This is a genomic window from Pedobacter sp. AC402 (genome assembly GCF_979252805.1).
Genome location: NZ_CEEDAI010000001.1, coordinates 410,049 through 416,901, shown reverse-complemented (window position 1 = coordinate 416,901; position 6,853 = coordinate 410,049). Strand labels below are relative to the sequence as shown.

The following is a 6,853-nucleotide window of genomic DNA, read 5'->3' as shown; positions in this document are numbered from 1 at the left end:
TGGCGTGTTTACGATACGAAAATGGCTTTCTTTCGCGAAGCTGGTTTGGTAGATGAAGCGTATAAAGCTGCAGAAAGACAGGTGACTGCAGAAGTTAAAAAATCGAGTATTTTAACGCAAACCAAAACCAATGCAACAACGGTGCTTAAACCAATTATTGAAGGATTGGGTTATAAGAATGTGAAGTTTACTTTTGAGTAGGGTTTAAGGTGTAAGGTTGAGGGTGTAAGGTTCTTAGCGATTTGCACACGTAATGTCGTCATCTCGACCGGAACGCAGTGGAGCGGAGAGATCTACCTCGAGATAGATTTAGCTTCGCTGAGCACTTCGTGGTTATCGACTTCTTTGCATCCGATAGCTCTCGGGTCCGCTCGAAATGACGATCACCAGTCTTACTTCAAAAAATCTTCCCGATGCGGATTAAAAATATCGATCAACAATCCATTTTCCAAGCAAACCACACCATGGAAAACATTGGAAGGGGCAAAGAAAACGTCTCCTTCATTTAAAATCTTCTTATCATCGCCCATTGTTACCTCGAAACTCCCTTTTGCAACATAACTCATTTGTAAATGAGGATGATTGTGAATCGAGCCAATGGCATCTTTTTCAAATGCCACTTTAACAAGCATCAAATTTTCATCGTAAGCCATAATTTTGCGTTTAACGCCAGCACCTAAATCTTCCCAATCAATATCGCTGTCAGCAATTAATGTTTTGTTACTTAAATCTTTGAAATTCATTTTTTTTATTTTTTTGCGTTAAAAAAAATCGCCATCTCGACTGGAACGCAGTGGAATGGAGAGATCTATGCTTAACAGATTTCTCGACTTCGTTGCACTCCGCTCGAAATGACGGAAATATATATACGGTTAAATAATGTTAAACCAAATATTCAAACAAAGTTTGGTCTTGATTCAACTCAATAATCTCGAATTTAAAATCTTTCATGCGTTGCAATAAACTCGCATAATCATTTTTGTTCGAAAGTTCGATGCCAACCAATGCAGGTCCGTTTTCTTTATTTGTTTTTTTAATAAATTCGAAGCGGGTAATATCATCCTGTGGACCTAAAACCTCATTTACGAACAGTTTTAAAGCTCCTGGTCTTTGCGGAAAACGGACAATAAAATAGTGTTTCAAGCCTTCGAAAAGCAAAGATTTCTCTTTAATCTCCTGCATGCGCTCTATATCGTTATTTCCTCCGCTAACGATACAAACTACTGTTTTACCAGCAATCTGGTCTCTCAGTTGATCTAGTGCAGCTACAGAGAGTGCTCCAGCAGGTTCTACAACAATTGCATCTTCATTATATAATTTTAATATCGTGGTACAGATTTTTCCTTCTGGAATTAAATGCATCTGATCCAGCAGTTCCTTGCAATATTCGTAAGTAATGTGGCCAATTCGCTTTACTGCAGCACCATCCACAAAACGATCAATCTCTTCTAAAGTAAAAGGCCCGCCGTGTTCCATTGCTGTTACCATTGAGGGCGCTCCAAGTGGCTCAACACCAACCAATTTTACATCGGGCTTAACGGTTTTCATGTAAGCACTCACTCCAGAAGCTAATCCACCACCACCAACAGGCATCACTACCATATCCAGATCTGGCAAGTCTTCGTAAATTTCTATACCTACGGTTGCTTGTCCTTCAATTACTTTTTCATCATCAAATGGTGGTATAAAAGTTGCCGATTTTTCTGCGCTGTATGCCAGGGCTTCTTTCAAACAATCATCAAAAGTATCACCCACCAAAATTACTTCCACACTGTCGCCACCAAACATATAAGTTTGTTTTAACCTTTTGTTTAGGCGTAATTTCGGGCATAAAAATTACCCCTTTAATACCCAGTTTTTTGCACGAATAGGCTACACCTTGTGCATGGTTACCTGCACTTGCACAAACTACGCCGTTAATTAATGCATCTTGAGGCAAGGAGCTGATTTTGTTGTAAGCACCACGCAATTTATATGATCGTACAATTTGTAAATCTTCCCTTTTAAGGTAAATGTTTGCATTGTAATGTGCAGAAAGCCCGGCATTAAACTCTAAGGGTGTACGCTTAACTACGCCCTTTAACCGTTGAGCGGCAGACTGAAAATCTAATGTATTCGGTGTTGTAGTATTCATTGTTTTAGTATCGGGTAGAGTTAGTTCAGTGTGTTAAGTATTGATGAGCAGCACTGATATTCTCTTTTATTTTTTGTAAAGCAGGGTTTGGTATTCCATTGGTTGCAGCTGTTCTGCTTTACATTTTATTCAGCTGCGCTTAATGCCCATTTCATCCGATAGCTATCGGATCAGGTTTAGAGAACTTAAGTCAATGCGTTAAATTTAAACGCTAACCTCTTACCACTAAACCCTAAAAGGGTTACGCCAAATGTAAAGCAACCAATTGGTTTAAATCATAATCGTTAATGCCTTGTTTGCCATCGGCTAAAACCAAAAACTGTTTGTAAACAATATCTAAATGATCTTTTTCCAATTTATGGCCTAAGCGGTCTAAATGGTGTTTTAGTGCGTGGCGACCGCTTCTTGCTGTTAATACAATTGTTGCATCGGGGAAACCAACATCTTCGGGTTTAATGATTTCGTAGTTTTCACGATTTTTCAAGAAACCATCTTGGTGGATACCGGAACTATGAGAAAATGCGTTTCCACCAACAATTGCTTTATTTGGTTGTACTGGCATATTCATTTGGTTACGCACCATATGGCTCATTTCATAAAAACGGGTAGCATCAATTTGAGTGTTTAACCCCAAAATCTTATGCGTTTTTAAAATCATGACGACTTCTTCCATAGATGTATTGCCTGCTCGCTCTCCAATGCCGTTAATGGTACATTCTACCTGGCGGGCTCCATTTTGTAAGCCAGCAATAGAGTTTGCTGTAGCCAAGCCTAAATCGTTGTGGCAATGCACTGAGATTATAGCTTTATCGATATTTTTTACGTTTTCTTTTAAGTAAAGAATTTTAGAGCCATACTGATCAGGCAAGCAATAACCGTTGGTATCTGGAATATTTACCACAGTTGCACCGGCAGCAATTACGGCTTCGACCATTTTAGCTAAAAATTCTATATCTGCACGGCCTGCATCTTCTGCATAAAACTCAACGTCTTCTACAAATTTTTTCGAATACCTTACGGCTTCAACAGCACGTTCTAAAATTTCTTCGCGGGTACTGTTAAATTTATGTTTGATATGGAAATCAGAAGAACCGATTCCGGTGTGGATCCGCGGTCTTTTTGCATAGCGTAAGGCATCTGCAGCAACATCGATATCATTTTTATTTGCACGGGTTAATGCGCATATTATCGGGTTGGTTACAGCTTTTGACAATTCGATTACGCTATTAAAATCTCCGGGACTAGATACCGGGAAACCTGCTTCAATCACATCAACACCTAAAAGCTCAAGTGATTTAGCGATTTCTACTTTTTGGTTTGTATCTAATTGGCAGCCTGGAACCTGCTCGCCGTCACGCAATGTCGTGTCGAAAATATAAACTTTGTTCGGGTCGTGAATCATAATCTTAAGTTTAGGATGTGATTAATTTTTGGGATAAGAATTTAAGTAACAATTTGCCCATTTCGGCTGTGCCTAAAACTTTAAATCGGTTTGTGTTTTGGTCGGCAATATCGTGTGTTCTAAAACCATCTTTCAAAACCTGATCGATGGTATCAACCAGTAATTTGGCTTCTTCTTTTAGGCCGAAACCAATTTCTAACATTAATGCTGCCGATAGGATAGAAGCCAATGGATTGGCTAAATCTTTGCCTGCAATATCGTGTGCGGAACCGTGAATGGGTTCGAAAAAACCTGTGCTTTCGCCAACAGATGCCGAGGCCAGCATACCCATTGATCCTGCAATTTGCGAGGCTTCATCTGTTAAAATATCTCCAAATAAATTGGCAGTTAAAACCACGTCGAATTTTTTAGGATTTTTAATCAATTGCATGGCTGCATTATCAATAAACATGTGTTCAGTTTCTACATCAGGGTATTGTTTTGCAATTTCCTGAACGGTTTCGCGCCATAAGCGCGAACTTTCCAAAACATTTGCTTTATCTACTGAACATAACCTTTTATTACGTTGCTGCGCGGCTTGGTATGCTTTATGCGCAATGCGTTCTACTTCATAGCGGTGATAAATCATTAAATCTGAAGCAGTATTGCGATCTTCTGAGCGTGTTTTTTCGCCGAAATATACATCTCCGGTTAATTCGCGGAAGAATAAAATATCGGTGCCTCTTAAAATTTCTGGTTTTATGCTTGATGCCTGAAGAAGTTCATCAAATAGTAATATCGGGCGGAGGTTGGCAAATAAACCCAGTTCTTTACGGATTTTTAATAAACCTTGTTCCGGTCTAACTTTTAAACTTGGGTCGTTATCGTATTTGGCATGGCCAATTGCACCAAAAAGGATTGCATCACTTTGTCTTGCTTTTTCCAAAGTTTCATCAGGTAAAGGCTCGCCTGTAACTTCAATAGCCGCATGGCCCATTAAAGCTTCTTCGAACGTAAATTCATGTCCGAAAATTTCGCCAATTTTTTCTAATGCTGCTTTTCCCCAAGTGGTAACTTCGGGTCCGATACCATCTCCAGGTATTACTAAAATGTTCTTCTTCATTGTTTACTCCTCTTTTGCTTTGCAATTGCTTATTGGTTGCCACGGAAGCATATAAATCACAGAAAATTTTGTTTCCGTGTTCACCGTGTTTCTGTGGCTAAGCTTGCATCAGCTTAATATTTCTGTGTTTAAACTTTCGACGACTTTTACTTCGCCTTTTTCTAACAATATTCTTTTTTCAATGCAGGTTGGCAGCTGCGATTCAAAGTGGCCAACATAAATTAAGGTCATTCCATTGCTGCACAATTCATCAACCAATTGGTTAAAATGTTGTGTTTGCTGTTGGTCTAAACCCTGGCAAGGTTCATCCAGAATTAATAGTTCCGGATTTTTTATAATCGTCCGCGCTAAAAGTACCAATCGCTGTTTACCGAGTGGAAGTGCGGTTAATAATTCATTTTTGTTTTCGGTAAGGCCAAAATATGCTACCAGTTCATCAACCTGGCTGCTTTTGGTATATGGCAACTGCTGAAACAAACCTACGGTATCATAAAAACCTGAGGCAATACTTTGCCATACTGTTGCAGAGGCATCAAAATACCAGTGAAACTCTGGCGAAATTAAGCCGATATGTTGTTTAATATCCCAAATGCTTTCACCGCTTCCTCTTCTGTTGCCAAATAAATAAAGTTCGTTGGCATAAGATTGTGGATGATCGCCATTTACTAAACTCAACAAAGTAGATTTTCCTGAACCGTTATGGCCTTGTAAAAGCCATTTTTCTCCTGCCTTAACTTCCCAGTTGATATTTTTTAGTACCTGTTTCTCGCCATAGCTGATGTTTACATTAACCATTTTTACAATATTCTGGGAGCTGTAAACAGGCGATTCTTTTAAGAATTGTGGAATCTCTCTTAAATGGATTTCATAAGCTAAACTTTCTAAAGCATCTACTTTAACTAATTTCCCATCTCTTATTTCGGCAAATGATGTTATACAGTTCGGTAATTCAATATCGTTGCAAATTAAAATCAATTGAACACCTTCTTCTGCAATATGATCTAGTAAAATGTTCAGATTTTTGCGCGAAGCTGCATCTAAACCGGTATAAGGCTGATCGATGATCAGCAATTGCGGTTTTAACCATAAGGCTTTAACGAGTTGCAGTTTTTTATGCTCTCCGCTAGATAATTCGATCAATTGTGAACTGGCAAATGTTGCAAAGCCTAAGGCTTCTAAAATTGGTTCAACCTGATCGAAGTGTAAGCCTTTTTCTTTACCATAACCAACCAATTCTGCATGAACGGTTAATGTATCTTTAGCCTGCTGACTGGTATAACGTTGTTGGTAATAAAAATTGGCAACTCCTTCGAGGTTTTTAAACTGATACCAGCTATCTACATAAAGCACTTCTTTTGGAAGCTTACTCAAAGCATCAAAATCAATCTCAATACTTCCCTGAGCTGATATTAAACCTGCAATTGCTTTGGCTAAAGAAGTTTTTCCTGTTCCGCTTTTGCCGCCAATTACATAGTTTTCGGTAATATTCATTTCCCAATACAAATCCTTTAGCACCACTTTGTTGTGGTAACTTAAATTTAAATGCTGTATGTGAACGAATGGCTTAAACATTATCTTGCTTGTTCGAATTCTTTAATTAACTGTTTTTGATTTAAGATGAAATCGATATCATCATAACCGTTAATCAAGCATGATTTTTTGTAAGGATTGATCTCGAATGATTCATTAGCCCCGGTTTCGATAATGGTAACGGTTTGGTTTTCTAAATCAACTTCTAATGCTGATTTTGGATTTTGATCAACCGCCTGGAAAATCTGCGATAAGAATTCTTCGCTCACTTGAATGGGCAATAAACCATTATTTAAGGCATTACCCTTAAAAATATCTGCAAAAAAGCTGCTGATTACGGCATCAAAACCAGCATCTTGAATAGCCCATGCGGCATGCTCACGGCTACTGCCACAACCAAAGTTTTTTCCTGCCACTAAAACCTGACCGCTATAGGTTGGGTTGTTCATCACGAAATCAGTTTTGGGCTGGTTATCGTTTTCATAACGCCAATCGCGAAACAAGTTTTCTCCGAAGCCTTCGCGGGTGGTTGCTTTTAGAAACCTTGCAGGGATGATCTGATCGGTATCGATGTTCTCTATATTTAACGGCACTACTGCCGATGTTAACTTTGTGAATTTTTTCATTATTAATGATGATTACACAGATTAAATGATTTCACCAATTGAGGTGATTTTCATTGATT

The 6,853-nt window shown here is 38.7% G+C and carries 6 protein-coding genes and 1 pseudogene; 1 reads left to right on the top strand and 6 read right to left on the bottom strand.

Going from position 1 to position 6,853, the window contains the following annotated elements; translation table 11 throughout:
* The coding region (locus AC0IWE_RS01885) for a DUF4230 domain-containing protein (RefSeq protein WP_471791686.1) at positions 1-201 on the top strand (201 nt) is incomplete at its 5' end.
* A 191-nt stretch (positions 202-392) separates the two neighbouring features.
* Here AC0IWE_RS01885 and AC0IWE_RS01880 read toward each other — a convergent pair.
* The 6 genes and pseudogenes from AC0IWE_RS01880 to leuD all read right to left on the bottom strand — a co-directional run bounded on the left by AC0IWE_RS01880 (position 393) and on the right by leuD (position 6,794).
* Positions 393-743, bottom strand: coding sequence for a cupin domain-containing protein (locus AC0IWE_RS01880; protein WP_463496751.1), 351 nt, complete (start codon positions 741-743; stop codon positions 393-395).
* Between the two features lie 139 nt (positions 744-882).
* Positions 883-2,134: pseudogene (gene ilvA / locus AC0IWE_RS01875) on the bottom strand (threonine ammonia-lyase IlvA).
* Positions 2,135-2,375: 241 nt separating this feature from the next.
* Complete coding sequence (locus AC0IWE_RS01870; RefSeq protein ID WP_082458858.1) at positions 2,376-3,536, bottom strand: 2-isopropylmalate synthase; 1,161 nt, start codon at positions 3,534-3,536, stop codon at positions 2,376-2,378.
* Positions 3,537-3,546: 10 nt separating this feature from the next.
* Positions 3,547-4,638 carry a 3-isopropylmalate dehydrogenase gene (gene leuB / locus AC0IWE_RS01865; protein WP_471791685.1) on the bottom strand — a complete coding sequence of 364 codons (1,092 nt, stop codon included), beginning with the start codon at positions 4,636-4,638 and terminating at the stop codon, positions 3,547-3,549.
* Positions 4,639-4,746: 108 nt separating this feature from the next.
* Positions 4,747-6,210: an ATP-binding cassette domain-containing protein gene (locus AC0IWE_RS01860; protein ID WP_200912329.1), complete on the bottom strand. Its 1,464-nt coding sequence runs from the start codon at positions 6,208-6,210 to the stop codon at positions 4,747-4,749.
* On the bottom strand, positions 6,210-6,794 hold the full coding sequence (gene leuD, locus AC0IWE_RS01855) for a 3-isopropylmalate dehydratase small subunit (protein WP_471791684.1): 585 nt from the start codon (positions 6,792-6,794) through the stop codon (positions 6,210-6,212). The genes AC0IWE_RS01860 and leuD overlap by 1 nt, the downstream gene beginning before the upstream one ends.
* Between the last annotated feature and the right edge of the window lie 59 nt (positions 6,795-6,853).

Bases quoted from the DNA above. Each gene is read 5' to 3' on its own strand.
- AC0IWE_RS01880 (WP_463496751.1), bottom strand. From the start codon at position 743: ATGAATTTCAAAGATTTAAGTAACAAAACATTAATTGCTGACAGCGAT.
- AC0IWE_RS01870 (WP_082458858.1), bottom strand. From the start codon at position 3,536: ATGATTCACGACCCGAACAAAGTTTATATTTTCGACACGACATTGCGT.
- leuB (WP_471791685.1), bottom strand. From the start codon at position 4,638: ATGAAGAAGAACATTTTAGTAATACCTGGAGATGGTATCGGACCCGAA.
- AC0IWE_RS01860 (WP_200912329.1), bottom strand. From the start codon at position 6,210: ATGTTTAAGCCATTCGTTCACATACAGCATTTAAATTTAAGTTACCAC.
- leuD (WP_471791684.1), bottom strand. From the start codon at position 6,794: ATGAAAAAATTCACAAAGTTAACATCGGCAGTAGTGCCGTTAAATATA.